Origin of the sequence: Actinoalloteichus spitiensis RMV-1378, from assembly GCF_000239155.1 — a bacterium.
GTDB classification, from domain to species: domain Bacteria; phylum Actinomycetota; class Actinomycetes; order Mycobacteriales; family Pseudonocardiaceae; genus Actinoalloteichus_B; species Actinoalloteichus_B spitiensis.
Window position 1 is genome coordinate 1 of sequence record NZ_AGVX02000548.1, and the last position, 1285, is coordinate 1285.

Annotated in this window: 1 protein-coding gene; it reads left to right on the forward strand. The window is 70.6% G+C overall.

Annotation, left to right across the window (positions count from 1 at the left end; all coding sequences use genetic code 11):
- Nucleotides 1-1285: condensation domain-containing protein (locus ACTIDRAF_RS30375; protein WP_039788664.1), on the forward strand; the 1285-nt coding region annotated here is incomplete at both ends.

Here is a 1285-nt window from a genome sequence, read left to right on the forward strand (position 1 = left end):
CGTCCGGGAGGACACCCCCGGCGACAAACGCCTGGTCGCCTATGTGGTCGCTGCCGCTGGTGGGTCCCTGGTGCCTGCCGAGTTGCGGAAACATCTCCGCGCGGCTCTTCCCGAGCACATGGTGCCGTCGAACGTCGTCGTCCTGGACGCCTTCCCGCTGACCGGGAACGGCAAGCTCGACCGCGCGGCGCTGCCCGCCCCGGAACACGGCGGCGAGTCCGCCTCCGCCGCCCCCGAGACGGTGGAGGAGCGACTGCTCTGCGACATCTGGTCGGAGGTGCTCGACGCCGAGCAGGTCGGCGTGACCGACGACTTCTTCGAACTGGGCGGGGATTCCATCCGCAGCCTGCGGGTGGTCTCCCGGATCAGGTCGCTCCTCCACGCGGACCTGTCACCTCGGGTGTTGTTCGACCGGCCCACCGTGCGCGGACTCGCGGAGGTGATCGAACGCGACATCTCGAAGGGGAACACCAGCCCGGTCACCGCGAGCGGGGACCGGCACGCCGGCCCGGTGCCGATGTCCTTCGCCCAGCAGCGACTCTGGTTCCTCGACGAGTTCACGGAGGGGACAGGCACCGAGTACACCGTGGGTGGAGCACTCCGCCTGGTCGGCCCCCTCGACCTGGTCGCCCTGCGGGACGCCGTGACCGCACTGGTCACCCGCCACGAATCGCTCCGGACCACCTTCGACGAGCTGGACGGTCAGGGCGTGCAGGTCGTCCACCCGGCCGGCGAGGTCGCGATCAGGGTGACGGACCTCAGCGACAGGGCGGAACCGGACCGTGCCGAGCGGCTGGCCGAGGTGCTGCACGACGAGATCAGCATTCCCTTCGACCTCCGCACCGGTCCACTCCTCCGGGTCCTGCTGGTGCGGGAAGGAACGGACAGCCACGTCCTGCTGCTCGCCATGCACCACATCGTGACCGACGGCTGGTCGATGGGCGTGCTGACACGGGAGCTCCACGAGGTCTACAGCGCGATCGTCGAGCAGCGCGAGCCCCGCCTGCGGCCCCTGCCCGTCCAGTACGCCGACTACGCGGAGTGGCAGCGGAAGGACCTCGCCGACGGTGCTCTCGACCGGCATCTCGCCTACTGGCGGAACGCGCTGGCCGGCGCTGTGCCCCTCGAGCTGCCCACCGACCGCCCTCGACCTGGAGTGCGGACCACCAGCGGCGCCAGCCACTCCTTCACCGTGCCAGCAGCGGTCGCCGACGGCCTCCGCGGTTGCGCACGTGGCCGAGGTGCGAGCCTGTTCATGGCGTTGACGGCGGTGTCGCAGGTGTTG